Source organism: Streptomyces sp. NPDC037203 (assembly GCF_055605065.1).
The window spans coordinates 225,145-247,768 of record NZ_JBVJUC010000007.1 but is presented as its reverse complement, the minus strand read 5'-3'; the positions used below and the strand labels follow the sequence as shown (position 1 = coordinate 247,768).

Sequence of the window (22,624 nt, the reverse complement as noted above, 5' to 3'; positions counted from 1 at the left end):
GGCGAAGTTCACGCAATCCCCGAAAACGGAACTATCGGTTTCGCGCATACGTCCCTATCCCGTGCAATCGGTACACCGATGTCGATCAAGTACGGGAAAGGCAGGCAAGTTCCGGGTATGCGTGAAACACCCGATGCGGAGCGGAAGCGGATCGACCTGAGCGTGCCGCAGGTGGCGGGCAGCGCCCTGGCGGCCGTCATCGCGGCGAAGCTGGCCTCCTCCTTCGGCGTGTACGGCACGATCCTCGGCGCCGGTGTCGTCAGCGCGATCGCCACCTGCGGCGGCTCCGTCTTCCAGCACTTCTTCCGGCGGACCGGGGAGCAGTTGCGGGTGGTGAAGAACCCGGCTGCCGCGTCCCCGGCACAGGAGACGCCCGCCGAGGGCGAGTTCTCCGCCGGCACCGTCTACCGCGCGCGGGTCAAGAGCTGGCGGCGTCCGCTGGTCGCGGCCGCTCTCGTGTTCGGGGTGACGATGGGCGGCATCACGGCGTACGAACTGGTGTCCGGCAGCAGCTTCAGCGGCGGCACCGGTACGACGGTCGGCGATGCCGTCGGCGGCCGGGGGTCCGGCGCCCACCGGACGGACGACCCCGGCCGGCTGCCCCCGCACACCTCCCCGAGCGGTGGCGCCGCGTCCGACGCCGGCACCCCGGCTCCGGGTTCCAGCGCGGACCCGTCGACCGGCCCCGGCACCGGCTCCGGCGGCGGTACGGCGGACTCCTCGTCGCCGGCCCCGAGCATCTCGCCGGACGGGAGCGCCGGCGGGGACCATGCCTCTGCGGCCCCCGCGCCCAGCGGCTCCGCCGGGGCGGCTACGACCCCAGCACCCTCCGCAAGTAGTCGTTCCGGAACAGGCGTTCCGGGTCCAGACGGTCCCGCAACGCCGTGAACTCGGCGAACCGCGGATACACCCGTGCGAGGTACTCCGCGTCCCGCGTATGCATCTTCCCCCAGTGCGGCCGGCCCTCGTGCGCGGTGAAGATGCGCTCGGCGGCGGTGAAGTACGAGTGGTACGGCGTGCCCCGGTACATGTGGACGGCGATGTAGGCGCTGTCCCGGCCCGAGGCGGTGGACAGGGTGATGTCGTCGGCCGGAGCGGTGCGCACCTCCACCGGGAAGCTGACGCGCAGACCCGAGCGCTCCACCATGGCCTTCAGCTCGCGCAGCGTCTCCACCAGGGCCGCGCGCGGCACGGCGTACTCCATCTCCACGAACCGCACCCGGCGCGGCGAGGTGAAGACCTTGTACGGGATGTCGGTGTACGTCCGCGCGGACAGCGCCCTGCTGGAGACCTTCGCGATGCCGGGGATGCTCGCCGGCGCCGCCCGGCCGACCCACTGGGTCACCTGGAACAGGCCGTTGGAGAGGAACTCGTCCTCGAACCAGCCGGACAACTGCCCGAGGGGCCGCTCGGGGCCCGCGCTGCGGTTGTTGCGCTTGGTGTTGGTGTTCCCGGTGTGCGGGAACCAGTAGAACTCGAAGTGCTCGTTCTCCGCCCAGAGTTGATCGAACTCGGCGAGGACCCGGTCGAGGGGCATGGGCTCCTCGCGCGCCGTGAGCAGGAACAGCGGCTCCACGGCGAAGGTGAGCGCGGTGACGATGCCGAGCGCGCCGAGCCCCAGCCGGGCGGCGGCGAAGACCTCCGGGTGCTCCGTCGCGGAGCAGGTGAGCACCGAGCCGTCCGCCGTGACGAGTTCGAGGCCCTTGATCTGGGCGGCGAGGGAGGCGGAGTCGCGGCCCGTGCCATGGGTGCCGGTGCTGGTCGCCCCGGAGACCGTCTGCTCCATGATGTCGCCCATGTTGGTGAGCGACAGACCCTCGCGTGCCAGCGCAGCGTTGAGCCGCTTGAGCGGGGTGCCCGCCTCGACCGTGACCATCATGGCGTCCCGGTCGATGGTGCGTATACCGGTCAACAGTTGAGGGCGTATCAACAGGCCGTCGGTGGCCGCGATCGACGTGAAGGAGTGCCCGGTGCCGACGGCCTTCACCGCCAGCCCGTCCTCCCGCGCCCGGCGCACCGCCGCCGCCAGTTCCCCGACCGAGGCCGGCGCGACCTGCCGGGCGGGCCGGGCCGCGATGTTCCCGCCCCAGTTACGCCATGTGCCGTTCGCGCCGCTCGTCTTCCCGCTCGCTGTGCTGCTCAACGGTTCCTCCCCGACCCGCGGCCGGCCTGCGCAGCCGGCGGTACCCGAGGAAACCGACCACGACCGCGACGGCCCCGGAGAGCACCGGGACCCCGTACCCGGCGCGCGCCCCGGCGGCGTCGATCACCGAGCCGGCCAGCGAGGAACCGAGCGCCACGCCGACCGCGAGGCCGGTGCTCACCCAGGTCATGCCCTCGGTGAGCTGTGCGCGAGGTACGTGCTTCTCGATGAGGGACATCGTCGTGATCATCGTCGGTGCGATGGACAGCCCCGCAACGAACAGCGCCACGGCCAGAAGCGGCAGGTTTCCGACCAGTAGGAGGGGGATCATACTCACGGCCATGGCGGCCACGCCCAGCAGCCAGCGGCGCTCCGCCGACCCGGAGAGCCGCAGCAGCCCGAAGACCGCGCCGGCCAGGCAGGAACCGGCCGCGTACAGGGCGAGCACCACGCTCGCGGCGCCCTTGTGGCCGCGTTCGTCGGCGAAGGCCACCGTGACCACGTCCACCGAGCCGAAGATCGCACCGGTCGCCACGAAGGTCGCCACCAGCACCTGGAGTCCCGGCGAGCGCAGCGCGGTACCCCCGCCGTGCCGCTCGCTCGGGTGCGGCTCCGGCTCGGTGGCGCGCTGGGCGGTCAGCCAGCACACGCCGGCGGCCAGGAAGACGGCGGCCAGCAGGGGGCCGGCCTCCGGGAACCAGACCGTGCACAGGCCGATGGAGATGATCGGCCCGAAGACGAAGCAGATCTCGTCCATGACCGACTCGAACGAGTAGGCGGTGTGCAGCTTGGGCGTGCCCCGGTACAGGGCGGCCCAGCGGGCCCGGATCATCGCGCCCAGGCTCGGCACCGCGCCGATCCCGGCGGCGCAGGCGAACAGCACCCAGTCCGGCCACCGGAAGTGCGCGGCCAGCAGCAGCCCGGCGGCCGCGGCGAGCGCCACCAGGGTGGCCGGGCGCAGCACCCGGCTCTGCCCGTGCCGGTCCACCAGCCGGGAGACCTGGGGTCCGAGCACCGCCGCGGACAGCGCGATGGTGGCCGACAGCGCGCCCGCGAGCCCGTAGCGCCCGGTGAGCTGGGAGATCATCGTGACCACGCCGATGCCCATCATGGACAGCGGCATCCGGCCGAGCAGCCCCGCGGCCGAGAAGGCCTTGGTGCCGGGCACGTCGAAGAGGGCTCTGTAGGGGCTGGGCACGTGGTCTCCGAAGCGGTCCGTAAGGCGCGAATGCGGCGGATACAGCTTACGAGTTAGGTGACCCTAAGTACACTCGGTTTCGGCTGGGGAAATTTCGGTAGAAACCATCTGGATCTCGACTCTTCACCCCGCGGTTGCCGGGCTGTCGGTGCCGGGTGGCAGGATCGAGTCATGCCAGACGCGCTCGATGCCACCCCGTACGACGCCCTGCTCCTGCTCTCCTTCGGCGGCCCCGAAGGCCCCGACGACGTGGTCCCGTTCCTGGAGAACGTCACCCGCGGGCGCGGCATCCCGAAGGAACGCCTGAAGGAAGTCGGGCAGCACTACTTCCAGTTCGGCGGGATCAGCCCCATCAACGGCCAGAACCGCGCCCTCCTGAAGGCCCTGCGCGAGGACTTCGCCGAACACGGCCTGGATCTGCCGGTCTACTGGGGCAACCGCAACTGGGCGCCGTACCTGACCGACACCCTGCGCGAGATGGTCGCCGACGGCCGCCGCCGCATCCTGGTCCTCGCCACCAGCGCCTACGCCTCGTACTCCGGCTGCCGCCAGTACCGCGAGAACCTCGCCGACGCGCTGGCCACCCTCCAGGCGGAGGGCCTGGAGCTGCCGAGGATCGACAAGCTGCGCCACTACTTCAACCACCCCGGCTTCGTCGAGCCCATGATCGACGGCGTGCTGCGCTCCCTCGCCGATCTCCCCGAGGACGTCCGCGACGGCGCCCACATCGCCTTCAGCACCCACTCCATCCCCACGGCCGCCGCCGACACCTCCGGTCCCGTCGAGGCCCACGGCGAGGGCGGCGCCTACGTCGAGGAGCACCTGGAGGTGGCCCAGCTGATCGCCGACGCCGTCCGCGAGCGCACCGGCGTGGACCACCCCTGGCGCCTCGTCTACCAGTCCCGCTCCGGCGCCCCGCACATCCCGTGGCTGGAGCCCGACATCTGCGACCACCTCGAGGAGCGGCACGCGGCCGGCGTCCCGGCGGTCGTCATGGCCCCCATCGGCTTCGTCTCCGACCACATGGAGGTCCTGTACGACCTCGACACCGAGGCCACCGCCAAGGCGCGGGAGCTGGACCTGCCGGTGCGCCGCTCGGCCACCGTGGGCGCCGACCCCCGGTTCGCCGCCGCCGTGCGCGAGCTGACCCTGGAGCGCGCCGCAGTCGAGCGCGGCCAGGACATCACCCCGTGCGCCCTGGGCACCCTGGGCGCGAGCCACCACCTCTGCCCGGTCGGCTGCTGCCCCGCCCGGACGCCCCGCCCGGCCGCCGCCGGCGCCGACAGCCCCTACGCGTGAGGAGACCCGTGACCGACGCCCTGCACCAGGACCTGCTGCGGCTGGCCCAGGAGGCCGCCCGCCGCGCCGGCGAGCTGCTGCGGGACGGCCGCCCGGCCGACCTCGCGGTGGCACGGACCAAGTCCAGCCCGATCGACGTCGTCACCGAGATGGACATCGCGGCCGAGAAACTGATCACCGATCTGATCTCCGGACAGCGCCCCGACGACGGCTTCCTCGGCGAGGAGGGCGCGTCCGCCGCCGGCACCAGCGGCGTGCGCTGGGTGATCGACCCGCTCGACGGCACCGTGAACTACCTCTACGGCCTGCCCACCTGGGCGGTGTCCATCGCCGCCGAGCAGGACGGCGAGACCGTCGCCGGGGTCGTCGCGGCCCCGATGCGCGGCGAGACGTACCACGCGGTGCGCGGCGGCGGCGCCTGGGCCACCGGCGCGTGGGAGGGCGAACGGGCGCTCGCCTGCCGCCCCGCGCCCCCGCTGGACCAGGCGCTCGTCTCCACCGGCTTCAACTACGTCACCGACGTGCGGGCCCACCAGGCGCAGGTGGCCGCCCGGATCGTCCCGCTGGTCCGGGACATCCGGCGGGGCGGCTCCGCGGCCATCGACCTGTGCGACGTGGCCTGCGGCCGGCTCGACGGCTACTACGAGCGGGGACTGAACCCGTGGGACTACGCGGCGGGGGACCTCATCGCCCGTGAAGCGGGCGCCATGACCGGTGGACGGCCCGCACAGGCCCCGTCACGGGAGCTGACGGTCGCGGGGACACCGGGCGTCTTCGAGCCCCTCCAGCGGCTGCTGGAGGACTTCGGGGCCTGGCACGACTGACGGCCCCGCACCGACCTGCCCCGGATAGTTCCGAAACACCCCCGGACGACGCGAAAGGACCCCGGCGCTGGATTCGCCGGGGCCCCTTCGCGTGCCGGTGCCGTGCCTGTGTGTCCGGGCGGATCAGACGCGGATCGCGCCGACCTCCACACCGTGTTCGGCGGCGAGGCGGCGCAGGTCGTCCAGCTCTGCCTGCTCCACCTCCACGAGGAAGTCGTCGCCCTCGTCACGGGCCCGCGACAGGTCGGACTCGGTCGTCTTTATGCGCTGGAGGAGTCCTGCGGTGAAAGCGTCCATGCTGCGCCCCCTCGTCCTGGGTCGGGTGGGTCGGTGGCACGGGGGTGTGCCGTCGGGAAAGGACGATCACGTCTCGCGGATGCCCGGCACGCCCGGCCGGGCGGCTACGGTGCCGGACACCCGCGCCCGCCCTGCACAAGCGGATCGCGTGATACCGCATGGTGCTGCGGCACATGCAGAGCGTGATCGCGGGGTGTAAACCCGTCCTCCCCCCGCTCCCGATCCGGGAAACCTCGGCGGCGCAGAAAATCTCGCAATCCCGCCCCAGGCCCCCCGTCTCCCCGGCCGGACCCCGCTTACAGCCGACTTATGGCCGAAAAGGGCAGGATGGAGGTCACACTCCACGAACACCCCTGCCCGCGCCCGCGCCCGGAAGCGCTACGCGGGTGGACACAGGAAGGACAAGGGACGTGCGCGTACTCGTCGTCGAGGACGAGCAGCTGCTCGCCGATGCGGTGGCCACCGGACTGCGCCGGGAGGCCATGGCCGTCGACGTCGTGTACGACGGTGCGGCCGCCCTCGAGCGCATCGGCGTCAACGACTACGACGTGGTCGTCCTCGACCGCGACCTCCCGCTCGTGCACGGCGACGACGTCTGCCGCAAGATCGTGGAGCTGGGCATGCCCACCCGCGTGCTCATGCTCACCGCCTCCGGTGACGTCAGCGACCGCGTGGAGGGCCTGGAGATCGGGGCCGACGACTATCTGCCCAAGCCGTTCGCGTTCAGCGAGCTGATCGCCCGCGTGCGCGCCCTCGGCCGCCGCACCAGCATGCCCCTGCCGCCGGTCCTGGAGCGCGCCGGCATCAAGCTGGACCCCAACCGCCGCGAGGTCTTCCGCGACGGCAAGGAGGTCCAGCTCGCGCCCAAGGAGTTCGCGGTCCTGGAGGTCCTCATGCGCAGCGAGGGCGCGGTCGTCTCGGCGGAGCAGCTGCTGGAGAAGGCCTGGGACGAGAACACCGACCCGTTCACCAACGTGGTCCGGGTGACGGTCATGACCCTGCGGCGCAAACTCGGCGAGCCCCCCGTGATCGTCACCGTGCCCGGCTCCGGCTACCGGATCTGACCGGCGATGGCCACGACCCCCGCGCACCCGCAGGCGCCCCCGAAACCGACCTGGGACCCCCGGCGCCCCCAGGCACCCCTGCCCTGGCTGCGGCCCACCATCCGCATACGGCTCACGCTGCTGTACGGCGGCATGTTCCTGATCGCCGGCATCCTGCTGCTGTCGATCATCTACCTGCTCGCCGCACAGGCCATCAGCACCGGCAACCAGCCGCTGTTCAAGATCGTCAGCTTCCAGGAGCTGAAGGTCTCCAGCGACAACTGCCCCGCGATCAACACCACCAGCCTGCCGCTGGCGGACTTCAACGACGCGATCAGCCGGTGCGTGGACCACCAGCGGCAGGTCGCCCTGGACAACCTGCTCAGCCGCTCCCTGCTGGCCCTGCTGGGTCTCGCCGTGATCGCCTTCGCGTTCGGGTACGCGATGGCCGGCCGGGTGCTGTCCCCGCTCGGCCGGATCACCCGCACCGCCCGCGCGGTGGCCGGCTCCGACCTGTCCCGCCGAATCGAGCTGGACGGCCCGGACGACGAGCTCAAGGAGCTGGCGGACACCTTCGACGAGATGCTGGAGCGCCTGCAGCGGGCCTTCACCGCCCAGCAGCGCTTCGTCGGCAACGCCTCGCACGAACTGCGCACCCCGCTCGCGATCAACCGCACGCTCCTGGAGGTGCACCTCTCCGATCCCGGCGCCCCGGTGGAGCTCCAGCAGCTCGGCAAGACCCTGCTGGCCACCAATGAGCGCAGCGAACAGCTGGTGGAGGGCCTGCTGCTGCTCGCCCGCAGCGACAACCAGATCGTGGAGCGCAAACCGGTCGACCTGGCCGAGGTCGCCTCCCAGGCCATCGACCAGGTGCGCACCGAGGCGGAGGCCAAGGGCGTGGAGATCCGCGGCAAGCGCGAGCCGGCCGTGGTGCAGGGAAACGGCGTGCTCCTGGAGCGCATCGCGCTGAACCTCGTACAGAACGCCGTGCGGTACAACGTGGCCGAGGCGGGATGGGTCGAGGTGGACACCGAGGTCCAGCACGGACAGGCGGTGCTCACCGTCTCGAACACCGGTCCGGTGGTGCCGGCCTACGAGATCGACAACCTCTTCGAGCCGTTCAGACGGCTGCGCACCGAGCGCACGGGCAGCGACAAGGGCGTCGGCCTCGGGCTGTCCATCGTGCGGTCCGTGGCCAGGGCGCACGGCGGACACATCGTGGCGCGGCCCCGCGAGGGCGGTGGCCTGGTGATGCGTGTGACACTTCCGCTGTGATCCAGCGCCCGAGCAGTCACCCGATCCATCGACACACGCGGGAGATGTTCGCTGCACGCGGAATTTTCCAGAGGCCGAATGGGCTTGTGTCTGTGTGATCGATCACATGGACGGAATTCCGGCCATGTACTGTCAGTGATCCTGACAGGGGACAGAAACCCTGAAAAGTCCTGGTTTTCAGGGCTCTTGATCACGGGAAGTACACGATGAGGCGCCTTTGAGGTGCGGTATTCGAAGCGTGTACGGTCCTCACCGCCATCCAAGCCGATCACTCTTGAGGGATCGGGTTGGGTGTCGATTGAGTAACAGCCCTTGATGTGAGGCAAAATCTCCGCCTCAGGTCGGGCACAAGTCCGGCCTCTCACGCGTTACGTGCGCTGGAGACACCGCAGACACCCAGAGGGGGAGAGCGATATGGCAACCGACTACGACACTCCACGCAAGACCGACGATGACGTCGACTCGGACAGCCTGGAGGAGCTGAAGGCTCGACGGAACGACAAGACCACCTCCGCGGTGGACGTCGACGAGTTCGAGGCCGCCGAGGGCCTGGAACTGCCCGGAGCGGACCTCTCGAACGAAGAGCTGGCCGTCCGGGTCCTGCCGAAGCAGCAGGACGAGTTCACCTGCATGAGCTGCTTCCTGGTGCACCACCGCAGCCAGCTGGCCCGCGAGAAGAACGGTCAGCCGATCTGCCGCGACTGCGACTGAGGACGGGTCGGCCATGACTGGCTCGACCCCTCCCCGGAAGCGCCGCTTCCCCCTGCGGAAAGCGGACCAAGGGCCGCTGGACGGCCCACTCGGCGCGCGTGACGACGAGCGTGGCTCCCCGGACGCGGGAGCCCCGCTCGAACCGACGGCGGACCGGGCCGACCACCCGGCGCCCAAGCGGCGACCCGTGCCCATCGCCAGGCGGCAGGCACGGGTCATCGGCGGCAAGGCCCGGATTCTCGCCCGTGAAGGCGCCCGCAGGAGCGGCGACCGCGCTCGTGCGGGCCTGGCGTACCTCACGGACCGTGTCATCGACATCGCCCCGCGGGTGCCCGTACGCGACCTCGCGACCCTGCGCAGGCAGTTCCCCGGTCTCGGACCCGAGGAGCTGGCCGACAAGCTGGTGGCGGGCGCCGCGGCCGGAACCTCGACCATCGGGGCCGGCGTCGGTGCGGCGGCGATGCTGCCCGTGCCACCCGCCCTGCCGACCGAACTGGCCACGGAGATCACCGGGGTCGCGGCGGTCGAACTGAAACTCATCGCGGAACTGCACGAGGTCTACGGCGTCCGCCCGCCCGGCAACCTCAAGGCCCGCAGCACCGCCTACCTGTCCTCCTGGTCGGGGGAGCGCGGCGTCGACGTGACGAAGCCGTCGACGTACGACGCGGCCCTCGGCGGCCGCATGAAGCGCGAACTGCGCCAGCAGATCATGAAGCGGATGGTGCGGGACATGCCCACACTGATGCCGTTCATGGTGGGCGCCGCGGTCGGGGCGGTCCTGAACCGCCGGGACACCAGAAGACTCGCCGCCCGCATCCGCGCCGACCTGCGCAAGATCCAGGTGCCCTGGGAGGAGCTGGAGCAGCTGCCGCCCCTGGAACAGCCTGCCAAGCCCCTGAGGCTGCGCGGTCCGCACAAGGGCCCCTGACCCGCCCCGAGCCCCTTGAAGCCCCTGCCGGGCCCTCTCCGGCCGTCCTGGCCCCATCCAGCGGATTCCCGAGGGGCCGGTTCCTAGCTCTCCGCCGGGCTGTGGGCGTTCGCCTTCTTCGCCGCCTCGATCGCCGCCGCCAGCTGCTCCGGCTCACGCGTCGACAGGTACAGGTAGGGCGTGGGGTCCTCCGGATCGGTGACGATCACCCGCAGTGCCCTCGGGATGTACGCGCGCAGCAGCAGGAACGCGCGCACGTCGGCCTTGTACGTGCGCCAGGCGCGGGTCTCCTCCGGGTCCAGCACCTCCGACTCGCCCAGCGCCGACACCGGGATCCTCGCCTCGCCCGCGATCAGCGAGTCGCCCACCACACGGATGCGCGGCGAGCCGTACGCACTGGCGACCACGGCGGCCGCGGCCGTGCCGCCGACCAGACCGCCCAGGATCGGCAGGGTGCCGAACGGGAAGAGGATCAGGGCGCAGGAGACGCCGACCAGAAAGCTGATCAGCCACCACGAGCGGGGGGCGGTGAGGCGTTCTTCGTACGGGGTGGCGGAGTGCTGCATGGAACCAAGCTTGGCACGGGATCCTGTGGCGCCCGACGCGCGGGTAAGGTCTGCGCTCGTGAGTGGTAGTTCCATGAGTCTTCAGCCCCCGGCCGACGCGGTGAAACCGGTACGGCACCCCGACGCGCCCGCGGCCGGGGAACTTCTCGGCGCCCACTACGCACACTGTTTCGGCTGCGGTCCGGGGCAGCCGCACGGGCTGCACCTGGAGGCGCGGGCCGGCGAGGGCGTCACCCTGACCGCCGAGTTCACCGTCCAGGCCGCCCACCAGGGCGCTCCCGGTCTCGCCCACGGCGGCGTACTGGCCACCGCCCTGGACGAGACCCTGGGCTCCCTGAACTGGCTGCTGCGCACCATCGCCGTGACCGGACGCCTGGAGACGGACTTCGTACGGCCCGTTCCGGTCGGCAGCACGCTCCATCTGTCGGCCGAGGTCACCGCCGTCGCCGGACGCAAGATCTACTCCAGCGCCGTCGGCCGCCTCGACGGCCCCGACGGGCCGGTCGCCGTCCGCGCCGACGCCCTCTTCGTCGAGGTCAAGATCGACCACTTCACCGACCACGGCCGCCCGGAGGAGATCCGGGCCGCGATGAGCGACCCCGACCAGGTCCGCCGGGCCCGCGCCTTCGAGGTGAACCCGTGAGCGCCGCCGGCCGCCCCCCGCTGGACGTGCTGGTCCGGCGCGTGCACCCGGACGTCCCGCTTCCGTCGTACGAGCATCCGGGCGACGCCGGCGCCGATCTGCGCACCACCGAGACGTGCGAACTGGCCCCCGGCGAGCGGGCCGTGCTGCCCACGGGAGTGTCGATCGCCCTCCCCGAGGGGTACGCGGCCTTCGTGCACCCCCGTTCCGGTCTCGCCGCCCGCTGCGGTGTCGCCCTGGTGAATGCCCCGGGGACGGTTGATGCCGGGTACCGTGGGGAGATCAAGGTGATCGTGGTGAATCTCGACCCGCGCGAGAGCGTGCGGTTCGAGCGCTTCGACCGGATTGCCCAACTGGTCGTCCAGCAGGTCGAGAGGGTCCGCTTCCAGGAGGTCGCGGAACTTCCCGGCTCGGCGCGGGCCGAAGGGGGCTTCGGGTCCACCGGTGGCCATGCCGCGGTGGGCGACGAGAGCGGCACAAGCGGTCGGTCCGCCGAGGGTGGTCCGACGGGTGGGAATCGATACGCTTCGGTCGTATCCGACCGGGAAGGACAGTGACGTGTTCGGACGTCGCAACAAGAAGGGTGCCGCCGAGGACGCGGCCGGCGAGGCCGAGCAGGTCGTCGACAGCGTCGACACCGAGGCGGACGAGGAAGCGGAGGCCGAGCGCGAGCGCGTCCGGCTGGAGCCCGAGCCCCGGCCCGACGGGCCGTGGGACAGCACCGAGGTGCGCGACCCGGCCGAGGGCCGCGTGGACCTCGGCGGTCTGTTCGTACCGGGCGTGGACGGCATGGAGCTGCGGGTCGAGGTCGCGGGTGACGCGATCGTCGCCGCGACCGTCGTCCTGAATGACAGCGCCATCCAGCTCCAGGCCTTCGCGGCGCCCAAGCGCGAGGGCATCTGGGGCGAGGTCCGCGAGGAGATCGCGTCCGGGATCACCCAGCAGGGCGGCATCGTCGACGAGGTCGAGGGCCCCCTCGGCTGGGAGCTGCGGGCCCAGGTGCCGGTGCAGCTTCCGGACGGCACCAGCGGCTTCCAGGTGGTGCGGTTCGTCGGTGTGGACGGGCCCCGCTGGTTCCTGCGCGGTGTGATCTCCGGGCAGGGCGCGGTGCAGCCCCAGGCCGCCGGGCTGCTGGAGCAGATCTTCCGGGACACGGTCGTGGTCCGCGGCGAGGGCCCGATGGCGCCCCGCGACCCGATCGTCCTCAAGCTCCCGAACGACGCCCAGATGGTTCCCGAGGGAGTCCAGCAGGAAGAGGGCTCGCGGTTCTCCGGGGGCATGGGACAGCTTCAGCGGGGGCCGGAGATCACGGAAGTCCGCTGACGGCTTCCGCCAGGACGGGTCGCGCCCTCGCGGGGTGCGGCCCGTTTCACGCGCCGGCACGCGGCGGGGGAGCCCCGACCCATCAGGGTTCCGTCAAAGTGCTCTCGGGCGCCTGCCCCCGTCCCGTTTGTCCCCATCGTTGGCCGTAAGGTCGACGCTGCGTAGGCAGGGGTGAGCGGAAGACAATGGAGCCATGGCACGCGGGAAGCTGCGGATCTACCTCGGGGCGGCGCCCGGAGTCGGAAAGACGTACGCGATGCTGGCCGAGGCGCACCGGCGCGTCGAGCGCGGCACGGACTGCGTCGTGGCGTTCGTGGAGCACCACGGGCGGCCGCGCACCGAGGTGATGCTGCACGGCCTCGAACAGGTGCCCCGCAAGGAGCTGGAGTACCGCGGGGCCCTCTTCGGGGAGATGGACGTCGACGCCGTGCTGCGCAGGGCGCCCGCCATCGCTCTGGTGGACGAACTCGCCCACACCAACATCCCCGGCTCGCGCAACGCCAAGCGCTGGCAGGATGTCGGGGAACTGCTCGCCGCCGGGATCGACGTCATCTCGACCGTCAATATCCAGCACCTGGAATCACTCGGCGACGTGGTCGAATCCATCACCGGGGTGCGCCAGCGCGAGACCGTGCCCGACGAGGTGGTCCGGCGCGCCGACCAGATCGAGCTGGTCGACATGTCCCCGGAGGCGCTGCGCCGCCGGATGGCGCACGGCAACATCTACCAGCCCGACAAGGTCGACGCGGCGCTCTCCAACTACTTCCGCCCCGGCAACCTCACCGCCCTGCGCGAGCTGGCGCTGCTCTGGGTCGCCGACCGGGTGGACGAGTACCTGAACCAGTACCGCAGCGAGCACCGGGTCTCGAAGATCTGGGGTTCGCGCGAGCGGATCGTGGTCGGGCTGACCGGCGGCCCCGAGGGCCGTACGCTCATCCGCCGGGCCGCCCGGCTCGCCGAGAAGGGCGCGGGCGGCGAGGTGCTCGCCGTCTACATCGCCCGCAGCGACGGGCTGACCGCCGCCTCTCCGAAGGAACTCGCCGTCCAGCGCACCCTGGTGGAGGACCTCGGCGGCACCTTCCACCACGTGGTCGGCGACGACATCCCGGCCGCGCTCCTGGACTTCGCCCGCGGCGTCAACGCCACCCAGATCGTGCTCGGCTCCTCGCGCCGCAAGGCCTGGCAGTACGTCTTCGGACCCGGCGTGGGCGCCACCGTCGCCCGCGAGTCCGGCCCCGACCTCGACGTCCACATCGTCACCCACGAGGAGGTCGCCAAGGGCCGCGGGCTGCCCGTGGCCCGCGGTGCCCGGCTCGGCCGCACCCGGATCCTCTCGGGCTGGGCCATGGGGCTCGCCGGTCCGGTCGTGCTCGCGCTGCTGCTGAACACCGTCGACATCGGCCTCGCCAACGACATGCTGCTGTTCCTGGCCGTCACGGTCGCGGCGGCCCTGCTCGGCGGTCTGCTGCCCGCCCTCGCCTCGGTGGCGTTCGGCTCTTTGCTGCTGAACTACTTCTACACACCGCCGCTGCACCGCTGGACCATCGCCGACCCGAAGAACATCGTCGCCATAGTGATCTTCTTCGGCGTCGCGGTGTCGGTCGCCTCCGTGGTGGACCTCGCCGCCCGCCGCACCCACCAGGCGGCCCGGCTGCGCGCCGAGTCCGAGATCCTCTCCTTCCTGGCCGGCAACGTGCTGCGCGGCGAGACCAGCCTGGAGGAGCTGCTGGAGCGGCTGCGCGAGACCTTCGCCATGGAGTCGGCGGCCCTGCTGGAGCGGCAGAGCGACGTCGAACCGTGGACCTGCGCGGGCCGGGCCGGCTTCGGGCCCGTCCTGGAGCGCCCCGAGGACGCCGACGTCGACATGCCCGTCGGCGACCACATGGCGCTGGCCCTGACCGGCCGCGTACTGCCCGCCGAGGACCGCAGGGTGCTCGCCGCCTTCGGCGCCCAGGCCGCCGTCGTCCTCGACCGCAGGCGCCTCCAGGAGGAGGCCGAGCGCGCCCGGACCCTCGCCGAGGGCAACCGCATCCGCACCGCTCTGCTGGCCGCCGTCAGCCACGATCTGCGCACTCCGCTGGCCGGGATCAAGGCCGCCGTCTCCTCGCTGCGCTCCGCCGACGTCGACTGGTCCGAGGAGGACCGCGCCGAACTGCTGGAGGGCATCGAGGAGGGCGCCGACCGGCTCGACCACCTCGTCGGCAACCTCCTGGACATGTCCCGCCTCCAGACCGGCACCGTCACCCCGCTGATCCGCGAGATCGACGTGGACGAGGTGGTGCCGATGGCCCTGGGCGGCGTGCCGGAGGACAGCGTCGACCTGGACGTGCCGGAGACCCTGCCGATGATCCTGGCCGATCCCGGCCTGCTGGAGCGCTCGGCGGCCAACCTGGTGGAGAACGCCGTCAAGTACAGCCCGCGCGGCCGGCGCGTCCTGGTCGCCGCCAGCGCTCTCGCGGACCGGGTGGAGATCCGCGTGGTGGACCGCGGCCCCGGTGTGCCGGACGCGGCCAAGGACCGGATCTTCGAACCCTTCCAGCGCTACGGCGACGCGCCGCGCGGCGCCGGTGTCGGGCTCGGCCTCGCGGTCGCCCGCGGCTTCGCCGAGGCCATGGGCGGCACCCTCACCGCGGAGGACACACCCGGCGGCGGCCTCACCATGGTGCTGAGCCTGCGCAGCGTCCACGGGCGGCAGCCGGCGACCCAGTCCACGCAAACGGCGTCCACCCCCGACCCGGTCCATGGCGGGCCGGGCAGCGCGGAACCAGAAAGGCAGACCCTATGCTGAGCCCGAGCGGGGACCGCACCCCCACGCGGGTCCTCGTGGTCGACGACGAGCCGCAGATCGTGCGCGCCCTCGTGATCAACCTCAAGGCACGCAAGTACGAGGTCGACGCGGCCGCCGACGGCAGGACCGCCCTCGACCTCGCCGCCTCCCGCCACCCCGACGTGGTCGTCCTCGACCTGGGCCTGCCCGACATGGACGGCGTCGAGGTGATCAGGGGCCTGCGCGGCTGGACCCGTGTGCCGATCCTGGTGCTGTCCGCGCGCCACTCCTCCGACGAGAAGGTCGAGGCCCTGGACGCGGGCGCCGACGACTACGTCACCAAGCCCTTCGGCATGGACGAGCTGCTGGCCCGGCTGCGCGCCGCCGTACGCCGCGCAGAGCCGGTCGGCGCCGGCGAGGACGACGTGACCACGGTGGAGACCGAGGGGTTCGCCGTCGATCTGGCCGCCAAGAAGGTCAACCGCGGCGGGCGCGACGTCCGGCTCACCCCCACGGAGTGGCACCTCCTGGAGGTGCTGGTCCGCAACACCGGCCGCCTGGTCAGCCAGAAGCAGCTCCTCCAGGAGGTGTGGGGGCCGTCGTACGGGACCGAGACGAACTACCTGCGCGTCTACATGGCGCAGTTGCGCCGCAAGCTGGAGGCCGACCCCTCGCATCCGAAGCACTTCATCACCGAGCCCGGTATGGGGTACCGGTTCGAGAAGTGACACAGCCCGTACGGGGGAAGTGTGAGCGGGAATACGGCGCTGTCGGTGGGCCCCGGTACGCTTCAGATATGAGTGCTGTTCCTCGTTCCGAAAAGCCGGCCGGCCGGTTCCGGCGCATGCTCGACCGGCTCTCCACCTCCCAGGAGGACCTGGAGTCCGAGGAGCTGCGCGAGGACGCCGAGACGGCGGGTTGCACGAAGATCGGCGACTGCCAGGACCGGCAGATCGTCACCGTAACTGGTACCTTGCGCACGGTCACCCTGCGTCCGCGCGCCGGAGTCCCGGCCCTGGAAGCCGAGCTGTTCGACGGCTCCGCGGCGCTGGACGTGGTGTGGCTCGGCAGGCGTTCCATCGTGGGCATAGAACCGGGGCGCAAGCTGATCGCATCGGGCCGGATCTCGCTGAGCCGGGGCCGCCGGGTGCTTTTCAACCCGAAGTACGAACTGCGACCCCTCGGACGGGAGTAGCCGGTGACGTCCCTCGACAAGCCGACCGAAGACACCGACCAGACCCCACCCGGCGAGTCCGGCGACGGCGACGCCCGTGCGGTGACGGAGGCGGCGCTGTTCGAGGCGTTCGGCGGCGTCCGCGGCATGGTCGAGACGGTCGTGCCGGGCCTGCTGTTCGTCGCGATCTTCACCATCGACAAGGACCTGCACGTCTCGGCGATCGCCGCGCTGGCCGTCTCCCTGGTGCTGGTGGTGGTCCGGCTCGCCATGAAGGACACCGTCAAGCACGCCTTCAGCGGCGTGTTCGGCGTGGTCTTCGGCGTGGTGTTCGCCATGTTCACCGGCAATGCCAAGGACTTCTACCTGCCCGGCATGCTCTACACGCTGGGCCTGGCGCTCGCCTACATCGTCACCACCCTGCTCGGGGTCCCGCTGATCGGCGTCGTGCTGGGCCCGGTCTTCAAGGAGAACCTCTCCTGGCGCACCCGCAATCCGGGCCGCAAGAAGGCGTACGCGAAGTCGAGTTGGGCCTGGGGCCTGATCCTGCTCGCCAAGTGCGCGATCCTCTTCCCGCTGTACTGGTGGTCCGACACCACCCGGCTCGGCTGGGTCCTCGTCGCCCTGAAGATCCCGCCCTTCCTGCTGGCCGTCTGGCTCACCTGGGTCTTCCTCGCCAAGGCGCCCGCCCCGATCGACGTCTTCGCGGAGATGGAGGCCGAGGAGCAGGCCGAGAAGGCGGAGAAGGAGCGCAAGGCCGCGACGGCCGCGGAGAGCGGCGAGACCGAGTCCCTGCCGGGCCGCCATCGCAGGCAGGCGTGAGAGCCGCCGCACCGCAGGCGGTCGCCACGGCCTGACCGCCGTACCGTATGCCGCGCCGCGACCGTGGCCGCCGTACCGTATGCGTCGCTACGACGCGGAAGGGCGCCCTTGCCGGCAAGGGCGCCCTTCCGCGTGTTCGGGAGCGTCGGACCCGTCAGGCTTCCTCCTGCCGGCGCACCGACAGCAGTTCCTCCAGCTGCTCCTCGCGGGCCTGTGCGGCCACGAACAGCAGCTCGTCGCCCGGCTCCAGGGAGTCCTCACGGGACGGCGTCAGCACGCGGGTGCCCCGGATGATGGTCACCAGCGAGGTGTCCTCCGGCCAGCGCACATCCCCGACCTGGGTGCCGGCCAGGGCCGACTCCTCGGGCAGCGTCAGCTCCACCAGGTTGGCGTCGCCGTGGCTGAAGCGCAGCAGCCGTACCAGGTCGCCGACGCTCACCGCCTCCTCGACCAGGGCGGACATCAGCCGCGGGGTGGAGACGGCCACGTCCACGCCCCACGCCTCGTTGAACAGCCACTCGTTCTTGGGGTTGTTCACCCGTGCGACGACACGGGGGACGCCGTACTCCGTCTTGGCGAGCAGCGACACCACCAGGTTGACCTTGTCGTCACCGGTGGCGGCGATCACCACGTTGCAGCGCTGGAGCGCCGCCTCGTCCAGGGACGTGATCTCACAGGCGTCGGCCAGCAGCCACTCCGCCTGCGGCACCCGCTCCACCGAGATGGCGGTCGGGGCCTTGTCGATGAGCAGGATCTCGTGACCGTTCTCCAGCAGCTCGCCGGCGATCGAGCGGCCGACGGCGCCGGCTCCGGCAATGGCGACCCTCATCAGTGACCGCCCTCCTCTTCCGGACCGCCGGCGAACGCCGCCTCGACCGTGTCCACGTCGTCCGTCCGCATCATCACGTGCACGAGGTCGCCCTCCTGGAGCACCGTCTGGGAAGTCGGCAGGATCGCCTCGCCCAGCCGGGTCAGGAACGCCACCCGGACGCCCGTGTCCTCCTGCATCTTGCTGATCTTGTGGCCGACCCACTTCGGGGAGGCGTGCACCTCGGCGAGCTGCACCCCGCCGGTCGGGTCCCGCCACAGCGGCTCGGCCCCGGAGGGCAGCAGCCGGCGCAGCATCTGGTCGGCGGTCCAGCGGACCGTGGCCACGGTCGGGATGCCGAGGCGCTGGTAGACCTCGGCGCGCCGGGGGTCGTAGATGCGGGCGGCCACGTTCTCCACGCCGAACATCTCGCGCGCGACCCGCGCGGAGATGATGTTGGAGTTGTCGCCGCTGGAGACGGCGGCGAAGGCGCCCGCCTCCTCGATCCCCGCCTCGCGCAGGGTGTCCTGGTCGAAGCCGACTCCGGTGACCCGGCGGCCCCCGAATCCCGGTCCCAGCCGACGGAAGGCGGTCGGGTCCTGGTCGATCACGGCGACCGTGTGCCCCTGTTGCTCCAGGGTCTGGGCGAGAGCGGAGCCTACTCGCCCGCAGCCCATGATGACGATGTGCACGACCGTCCTTCCGAAGTCAAGAGTCGTTGGCTTGGCCTAAACAGGTTCTCAGACCGCCGCTTAAGCTACACACGCATCACCCTCACCGGGCACCCCCGTGCCCTGGAGTAGCCCCGCGCACCGGGCTCACACGGGCTCACAGAGGCTCGTCCGCACGTCTGCGAGTGATGCTGCGCACGCTGCACACGGTCAGGATTCCGAGGCAGGCCAGGGCGAGCACCGCCCCGATCAGCTCAGGAGTCGGCGGCATGGGGCCTCCGGAGGTCGGCGACAGGCGGGGTTTGCCATCTAGACACGACCCGAGCCCGCGCCACGGAATCCGTACATCACACCGCCGCGGAGTTCACCCATGGGGAAGATATTGCGGACAGGGTGGGCGGCTGCCAGTTCGAAGGCTTACGATCCTCTCTCGTGTCCAAACTGACCGACGTGCCCAAACGGATCCTGATCGGGCGCGCACTGCGCAGTGACCGGCTGGGGGAAACCCTCCTGCCCAAGCGCATCGCACTCCCCGTCTTCGCCTCCGACCCGCTGTCCTCCGTCGCCTACGCGCCGGGGGAGGTTCTGCTGGTCTTGTCCATCGCGGGCGTGTCGGCGTACCACTTCAGCCCCTGGATCGCCGTCGCGGTCGTCGTGCTGATGTTCACCGTGGTCGCCTCCTACCGCCAGAACGTGCACGCCTACCCGAGCGGTGGCGGCGACTACGAGGTGGCGACCACCAATCTCGGCCCCAAGGCCGGCCTCACCGTGGCGAGCGCTCTGCTCGTGGACTACGTGCTGACGGTCGCGGTCTCCATCGCCTCCGGCATCGAGAACCTCGGCTCGGCGATCCCGTTCGTGGTCGAGCACAAGGTGCTCTGCGCGACCGTGGTGATCGTCCTGCTGACGCTGATGAACCTGCGCGGCGTCAAGGAGTCCGGCAAACTCTTCGCGATCCCGACGTACGTGTTCGTCGGCGGCGTCTTCGTCATGATCCTGTGGGGCGCGTTCCGCGGCCTGGTGCTCGGCGACACCATGCGGGCGCCGACCGCCGACTTCCACATCAGGGCCGAGCACCAGGGCCTCGCGGGCTTCGCGCTGGTCTTCCTGCTGCTGCGCGCCTTCTCCTCCGGCTGCGCCGCCCTGACCGGCGTCGAGGCCATCTCCAACGGTGTCCCGGCCTTCCGCAAGCCGAAGTCCAAGAACGCGGCGACCACCCTCGCGGCGATGGGCCTGCTGGCCGTCACCATGTTCTGCGGCATCATCGCCCTGGCCGCGGTGACCAAGGTCCGCATGGCCGAGAACCCGGCCACCGACCTGCTGCACAACGGCCACCCGATCGGCTCCGGCTACGTCCAGAACCCGGTGATCTCCCAGGTCGCCGAGGCGGTCTTCGGTAAGGGCAGCTTCCTGTTCGTGCTCCTGGCGGCCGCCACCGCGCTGGTGCTGTTCCTCGCGGCCAACACCGCGTACAACGGCTTCCCGCTGCTCGGCTCGATCCTCGCCCAGGACCGCTACCTGCCCCGCCAGCTGCACACCCGCGGCGACCGGCTCGCCTTCTCCAACGGCATCGTGCTGCTCGCCGGCGCCGCCGCGCTGCTGACCGTGATCTACGGCGCCGACTCCACGCGCCTGATCCAGCTGTACATCGTCGGCGTGTTCGTGTCCTTCACGCTCAGCCAGACCGGCATGGTCCGGCACTGGAACCGCCACCTCGCGGTCGAGAAGGACCAGGCCAAGCGGCGCCACATGATGCGCTCGCGGGCGATCAACACCTTCGGTGCCTTCCTCACCGGCCTGGTGCTGGTCGTCGTCCTGGTCACCAAGTTCACGCACGGCGCCTGGGTGGCCCTGCTGGGCATGTGCATCTTCTTCGCGACCATGACCGCGATCCGCAAGCACTACGACCGCGTCGCCGAGGAGATCGCCGCGCCCGAGGAGCCGGACGACGACCTGGTCCGCCCCTCCCGTGTGCACTCGGTGGTGCTGATCTCCAAGATCCACCGTCCGACGCTGCGGGCTCTGGCCTACGCCAAGCTGATGCGCTCCGACGGCCTGGAGGCGCTCACGGTCAACGTGGACCCGGCCGAGACCAAGGCGCTGCGCGAGGAGTGGGAGCGGCGCGGCATCGACGTACCGCTGAAGGTTCTCGACTCGCCGTACCGCGAGGTCACCCGGCCGGTGATCGAATACGTCAAGGGCCTGCGCAAGGAGTCCCCGCGCGACGCGGTCTCGGTGATCATCCCCGAGTACGTGGTCGGCCACTGGTACGAGCACCTGCTGCACAACCAGAGCGCCCTGCGCCTCAAGGGCCGGCTGCTGTTCACGCCCGGTGTGATGGTCACTTCGGTGCCCTACCAGCTGGCTTCCTCCGAGGCGGCCAAGATGCGGGCCCGCAGGCGCCAGGAGTGGAGCGCGCCCGGCGCGGTGCGCCGCGGACCGGCGGCGGTGCGGCCCAAGGAGCCGGTGGAGCCGTCCGGGTCGTCGGAGCCGGCGGAACGCTCGGGCTCGGCGGCCTCGGCGGGATCGTCTGGCTCGGCGGAGTCTTCGGGCTTGCCGGGCTCGTCGGGCCCGTCGGCGAAGGACTGACGGGGCGCCGGGTCACCGGCACCGGGGTACGGGGCCGGGGCGGCGAGGCCGTAGACTGGTGGGCTGTTGTCGGTCCACCGGGCTGCGCTCGACCACCCCGGACCCGTCTTCGCAGCTCGGCGGCGTTCGCCGCCGTCCCTGTGCCGCCGCGAACCCGATCCTCTGGAGTCACCCACCATGCAGGCAGAACCGACCACGTCTCTGGTGGGCGAGGAGTACGAGGTCGAGATCGGCCCCGTCGCCCATGGCGGCCACTGCATCGCCCGTACCGCCGAGGGCCAGGTGCTGTTCGTCCGGCACGCGCTGCCCGGTGAGCGGGTGGTGGCGAAGGTGACCGAGGGCGAGGAGGGCGCGCGGTTCCTGCGCGCGGACGCCGTACGGATCCTGGAGGCGTCCAAGGACCGCATCGAGGCCCCCTGCCCCTTCGCCGGTCCCGGTCGCTGCGGCGGCTGCGACTGGCAGCACGCCAAGCCGGGCGCCCAGCGCCAGCTGAAGGCGGACGTCCTCGCCGAGCAGCTCAGGCGCCTCGCGGGCCTGACCCCGGAGGAGGCGGGCTGGGACGGCACGGTGGTCCCGGCCGAGGGCGACAAGCTGCCCGCCGGCGAGGTGCCGCAGTGGCGCACGCGGGTGCAGTACGCCGTCGACGCCGAGGGCCACGCGGGCCTGCGCCGGCACCGCTCGCACGAGGTCGAGCGCATCGACCACTGCATGATCGCCGCGCCGGGCGTGTCCGAGCTGGGCATCGAGAAGCACGAGTGGGCCGGCATGGAGTCGGTCGAGGCGATCGCGGCGACGGGTTCCCAGGACCGCCAGGTCATCCTCACCCCGCGTCCGGGCGGCCGCCTGCCCCTGGTCGAGCTGGACAAGCCGGTCTCGGTCATGCGGGTCGACGAGAAGACCGGCGGCGTGCACCGCGTGCACGGCCGCCCCTTCGTCCGCGAGCGCGCGGACGGCCGCACCCACCGCGTCGGTGCCGGCGGCTTCTGGCAGGTCCACCCGAAGGCGGCGGACACCCTCGTCACCGCGGTGATGCAGGGCCTGCTCCCGCGCAAGGGCGAGATGGCCCTCGACCTCTACTGCGGCGTCGGCCTCTTCGCCGGCGCCCTCGCCGACCGCCTCGGCGACAAGGGCGCGGTCCTCGGCATCGAGTCCGGCAAGCGCGCGGTCGAGGACGCGCGCCACAACCTGGCCGACTTCCCCCGCGTCCGCATCGAACAGGGCAAGGTCGAATCCGTCCTCCCGCGCACGGGCATCACCGAGGTCGACCTGATCGTCCTCGACCCCCCACGCGCCGGCGCGGGCCGCGACACGGTCGAACACCTCGCGTCACTGGGCGCCCGCCGCATCGCGTACGTCGCCTGCGACCCGGCGGCACTGGCGCGGGACCTGGGGTACTTCGGGGAGAACGGGTACCGGGTGCGGATGCTGCGGGCGTTCGACTTGTTTCCGATGACGCATCATGTGGAGTGCGTGGCGATTCTGGAGCCTGCGGTGAAGGGGCTCTGACCTGCGCTTTTTGTAGGTTTCTCAGGCGAGGCCGGGC

At 71.4% G+C, this 22,624-nt stretch carries 22 protein-coding genes; 16 read left to right on the top strand and 6 right to left on the bottom strand.

The window, feature by feature from the left end; translation table 11 throughout:
- The first annotated feature begins 117 nt into the window (after positions 1-117).
- On the top strand, positions 118-888 hold the full coding sequence (locus ACZ7EC_RS21210; protein ID WP_471064634.1) for a hypothetical protein: 771 nt from the start codon (positions 118-120) through the stop codon (positions 886-888).
- Here ACZ7EC_RS21210 and ACZ7EC_RS21205 read toward each other — a convergent pair.
- Together ACZ7EC_RS21205 and ACZ7EC_RS21200 are read right to left on the bottom strand one after the other, a co-directional pair.
- Positions 812-2,143 (bottom strand): D-arabinono-1,4-lactone oxidase, encoded by a 1,332-nt coding sequence (locus ACZ7EC_RS21205; protein ID WP_471064632.1) that lies wholly within the window; start codon positions 2,141-2,143, stop codon positions 812-814. The two genes, ACZ7EC_RS21210 and ACZ7EC_RS21205, sit on opposite strands and share 77 nt — an antisense overlap.
- Entirely contained in the window at positions 2,091-3,341 is a 1,251-nt protein-coding gene (locus ACZ7EC_RS21200) for an MFS transporter (RefSeq protein WP_471064630.1), read from the bottom strand. The genes ACZ7EC_RS21205 and ACZ7EC_RS21200 overlap by 53 nt, the downstream gene beginning before the upstream one ends.
- A 171-nt stretch (positions 3,342-3,512) precedes the next feature.
- On the opposite strand from ACZ7EC_RS21200, the gene ACZ7EC_RS21195 reads away from it, so the two are divergent.
- Both ACZ7EC_RS21195 and ACZ7EC_RS21190 read left to right on the top strand, forming a co-directional pair.
- Positions 3,513-4,640 (top strand): ferrochelatase, encoded by a 1,128-nt coding sequence (locus ACZ7EC_RS21195; protein ID WP_471064629.1) that lies wholly within the window; start codon positions 3,513-3,515, stop codon positions 4,638-4,640.
- 8 nt (positions 4,641-4,648) lie between these two features.
- Positions 4,649-5,464, top strand: a complete 816-nt coding sequence (locus ACZ7EC_RS21190) for an inositol monophosphatase family protein (protein ID WP_471064628.1) — start codon at positions 4,649-4,651, stop codon at positions 5,462-5,464.
- 123 nt (positions 5,465-5,587) lie between these two features.
- Here ACZ7EC_RS21190 and ACZ7EC_RS21185 read toward each other — a convergent pair whose 3' ends face one another.
- Entirely contained in the window at positions 5,588-5,761 is a 174-nt protein-coding gene (locus ACZ7EC_RS21185; RefSeq protein WP_471064627.1) for a hypothetical protein, read from the bottom strand.
- A 410-nt stretch (positions 5,762-6,171) separates the two neighbouring features.
- Here ACZ7EC_RS21185 and ACZ7EC_RS21180 point away from each other — a divergent pair, with 410 nt between their 5' ends.
- The 4 genes from ACZ7EC_RS21180 to ACZ7EC_RS21165 all read left to right on the top strand — a co-directional run bounded on the left by ACZ7EC_RS21180 (position 6,172) and on the right by ACZ7EC_RS21165 (position 9,718).
- Positions 6,172-6,825 (top strand): response regulator transcription factor, encoded by a 654-nt coding sequence (locus ACZ7EC_RS21180; protein WP_111580853.1) that lies wholly within the window; start codon positions 6,172-6,174, stop codon positions 6,823-6,825.
- 6 nt (positions 6,826-6,831) lie between these two features.
- Positions 6,832-8,079, top strand: a complete 1,248-nt coding sequence (locus ACZ7EC_RS21175) for a sensor histidine kinase (RefSeq protein WP_471064625.1) — start codon at positions 6,832-6,834, stop codon at positions 8,077-8,079.
- 414 nt (positions 8,080-8,493) lie between these two features.
- Complete coding sequence (locus ACZ7EC_RS21170; RefSeq protein WP_037654155.1) at positions 8,494-8,790, top strand: DUF4193 domain-containing protein; 297 nt, start codon at positions 8,494-8,496, stop codon at positions 8,788-8,790.
- 13 nt (positions 8,791-8,803) lie between these two features.
- Entirely contained in the window at positions 8,804-9,718 is a 915-nt protein-coding gene (locus tag ACZ7EC_RS21165) for a hypothetical protein (RefSeq protein ID WP_471064623.1), read from the top strand.
- Positions 9,719-9,801: 83 nt separating this feature from the next.
- Here the strand turns inward: ACZ7EC_RS21165 and ACZ7EC_RS21160 are convergent, their stop codons facing one another.
- Positions 9,802-10,284: a DUF3093 domain-containing protein gene (locus ACZ7EC_RS21160; RefSeq protein ID WP_471064622.1), complete on the bottom strand. Its 483-nt coding sequence runs from the start codon at positions 10,282-10,284 to the stop codon at positions 9,802-9,804.
- Positions 10,285-10,342: 58 nt separating this feature from the next.
- On the opposite strand from ACZ7EC_RS21160, the gene ACZ7EC_RS21155 reads away from it, so the two are divergent.
- The 7 genes from ACZ7EC_RS21155 to ACZ7EC_RS21125 all read left to right on the top strand — a co-directional run bounded on the left by ACZ7EC_RS21155 (position 10,343) and on the right by ACZ7EC_RS21125 (position 17,013).
- Positions 10,343-10,927 carry a PaaI family thioesterase gene (locus tag ACZ7EC_RS21155; protein WP_471064620.1) on the top strand — a complete coding sequence of 195 codons (585 nt, stop codon included), beginning with the start codon at positions 10,343-10,345 and terminating at the stop codon, positions 10,925-10,927.
- Positions 10,924-11,484: a dUTP diphosphatase gene (dut, locus tag ACZ7EC_RS21150; RefSeq protein ID WP_471064618.1), complete on the top strand. Its 561-nt coding sequence runs from the start codon at positions 10,924-10,926 to the stop codon at positions 11,482-11,484. The genes ACZ7EC_RS21155 and dut overlap by 4 nt, the downstream gene beginning before the upstream one ends.
- 1 nt (position 11,485) lies before the next feature.
- Positions 11,486-12,250 carry a DUF3710 domain-containing protein gene (locus ACZ7EC_RS21145; protein WP_397983593.1) on the top strand — a complete coding sequence of 255 codons (765 nt, stop codon included), beginning with the start codon at positions 11,486-11,488 and terminating at the stop codon, positions 12,248-12,250.
- A 193-nt stretch (positions 12,251-12,443) separates the two neighbouring features.
- On the top strand, positions 12,444-15,038 hold the full coding sequence (locus ACZ7EC_RS21140; RefSeq protein WP_471064616.1) for a sensor histidine kinase: 2,595 nt from the start codon (positions 12,444-12,446) through the stop codon (positions 15,036-15,038).
- Positions 15,032-15,745, top strand: coding sequence for a response regulator (locus ACZ7EC_RS21135; protein ID WP_471064615.1), 714 nt, complete (start codon positions 15,032-15,034; stop codon positions 15,743-15,745). Before ACZ7EC_RS21140 ends, ACZ7EC_RS21135 begins: the two co-directional genes overlap by 7 nt.
- Positions 15,746-15,813: 68 nt before the next feature.
- Positions 15,814-16,212: an OB-fold nucleic acid binding domain-containing protein gene (locus ACZ7EC_RS21130; protein ID WP_078967283.1), complete on the top strand. Its 399-nt coding sequence runs from the start codon at positions 15,814-15,816 to the stop codon at positions 16,210-16,212.
- Between the two features lie 3 nt (positions 16,213-16,215).
- Entirely contained in the window at positions 16,216-17,013 is a 798-nt protein-coding gene (locus tag ACZ7EC_RS21125; protein ID WP_471064613.1) for a DUF3159 domain-containing protein, read from the top strand.
- A gap of 154 nt (positions 17,014-17,167) precedes the next feature.
- Here the strand turns inward: ACZ7EC_RS21125 and ACZ7EC_RS21120 are convergent, their stop codons facing one another.
- Both ACZ7EC_RS21120 and ACZ7EC_RS21115 read right to left on the bottom strand, forming a co-directional pair.
- Entirely contained in the window at positions 17,168-17,842 is a 675-nt protein-coding gene (locus tag ACZ7EC_RS21120; RefSeq protein ID WP_397983589.1) for a potassium channel family protein, read from the bottom strand.
- Complete coding sequence (locus ACZ7EC_RS21115; RefSeq protein ID WP_128792054.1) at positions 17,842-18,513, bottom strand: potassium channel family protein; 672 nt, start codon at positions 18,511-18,513, stop codon at positions 17,842-17,844. The genes ACZ7EC_RS21120 and ACZ7EC_RS21115 overlap by 1 nt, the downstream gene beginning before the upstream one ends.
- A 411-nt stretch (positions 18,514-18,924) precedes the next feature.
- Between ACZ7EC_RS21115 and ACZ7EC_RS21110 the strand changes: the two genes are divergently transcribed.
- Positions 18,925-21,081: an APC family permease gene (locus ACZ7EC_RS21110; RefSeq protein ID WP_471064611.1), complete on the top strand. Its 2,157-nt coding sequence runs from the start codon at positions 18,925-18,927 to the stop codon at positions 21,079-21,081.
- 177 nt (positions 21,082-21,258) lie between these two features.
- Positions 21,259-22,587, top strand: coding sequence for a class I SAM-dependent RNA methyltransferase (locus ACZ7EC_RS21105; protein WP_471064609.1), 1,329 nt, complete (start codon positions 21,259-21,261; stop codon positions 22,585-22,587).
- Positions 22,588-22,624 lie beyond the last annotated feature (37 nt).